Annotated in this window: 2 protein-coding genes; both read left to right on the forward strand. The window is 72.2% G+C overall.

All coding sequences use genetic code 11. The features are described from left to right. Nucleotides 1-326 precede the first annotated feature (326 nt). Nucleotides 327-593 (forward strand): helix-turn-helix domain-containing protein, encoded by a 267-nt coding sequence (locus ACXAGC_RS20405; protein ID WP_474846835.1) that lies wholly within the window; start codon nucleotides 327-329, stop codon nucleotides 591-593. Further along, on the forward strand, nucleotides 590-841 hold the full coding sequence (locus ACXAGC_RS20410) for a hypothetical protein (RefSeq protein WP_474846837.1): 252 nt from the start codon (nucleotides 590-592) through the stop codon (nucleotides 839-841). Before ACXAGC_RS20405 ends, ACXAGC_RS20410 begins: the two co-directional genes overlap by 4 nt. The last annotated feature ends 130 nt before the right edge of the window (nucleotides 842-971 follow it).

The following is a 971-nucleotide window of genomic DNA, read 5'->3' on the forward strand; positions in this document are numbered from 1 at the left end:
GTCCTGCCCGGCCCGCTGGCCAGCGCCGAGCGGGCCCGCGAGTACGTCGACGTCTAACGGGACAAGCCCGAGGGCCTGAAGGAGCTCAACGCCCAGGGATTCTACCCCGTGGACGGGTCCGAGCCGCCCCGCTCCGAGCCCCTTCACGACGTCCACTGCCACCGCTGGAGCTTCGACACCGCCATGGGCCAGTGGGTCCGCGAGACGCCCCTCGCCTTGGAAGGGCACCAGTCCCCCGAGGCCCCGTCCCGGGCCTACGGCACCTGGGGCTCGGCGCTCGCCGAGTTTGGCCCATTCCACGTCTGCATCTGAACAGGAGATCCGCCATGTCCGAGACCATCACCCGCCCCCAGCCCAACGACATCCGCCTGCGACCAGGCGCCATCGACCACCTCAAGAACGAGCACGGCATCAAGACGGACGCGGAGCTCGCCGAGCGTCTGCAGCTGTCGACTCCGCTCCTGTCCCAGATGCGTACCGGCCGCCGCGGCGTGGGCCCGGCGTTCATCGTCGGCGCGCTGAAGGCCTTCGGCATCCCCGTCGAGGACAAGCCCGAGTCCATCTACGAGATCGTCTCCGGGGCCCGGGCATGACCGCCACGACCAGCACCCGCCCGCCGGTGCCCTACACCGACCGCCTGGACTTCGAGGCCCGCCTGCGTGCCGTGGCGACCAATCAGCCGGCCTCCGTCAACGAGACCTGCACCGCCGCCCGCAACATCGCCACCAGCTTCCCGTGGGCAGACACCCGCACGGTCGCCAACGCCCTCGTCGACGTCCTCGGCACCGGCTGGGGCGCGCTCTACCTCCACTGGGAGGCCCAGGAGGCCGACCGTGCCTGAGACCACCGCCGGGACCGCCTGCTGCTGCCTCCCCGCCGAGGGCCACAAGCTCGCCCGCCGCTCGCTGGCCTGCCCCCACCACGGGTGCACCTGCGGCACGGGTCGCCGCTCCAGCCTCGAGCACCGCGGC

The sequence above is a fragment of the Alteromonas sp. AWJ4_197 genome (genome assembly GCF_056160285.1).

Coding starts and splice junctions, on each gene's coding strand:
- ACXAGC_RS20405 (WP_474846835.1), top strand. CDS start 327: ATGTCCGAGACCATCACCCGCCCCCAGCCCAACGACATCCGCCTGCGA.
- ACXAGC_RS20410 (WP_474846837.1), top strand. CDS start 590: ATGACCGCCACGACCAGCACCCGCCCGCCGGTGCCCTACACCGACCGC.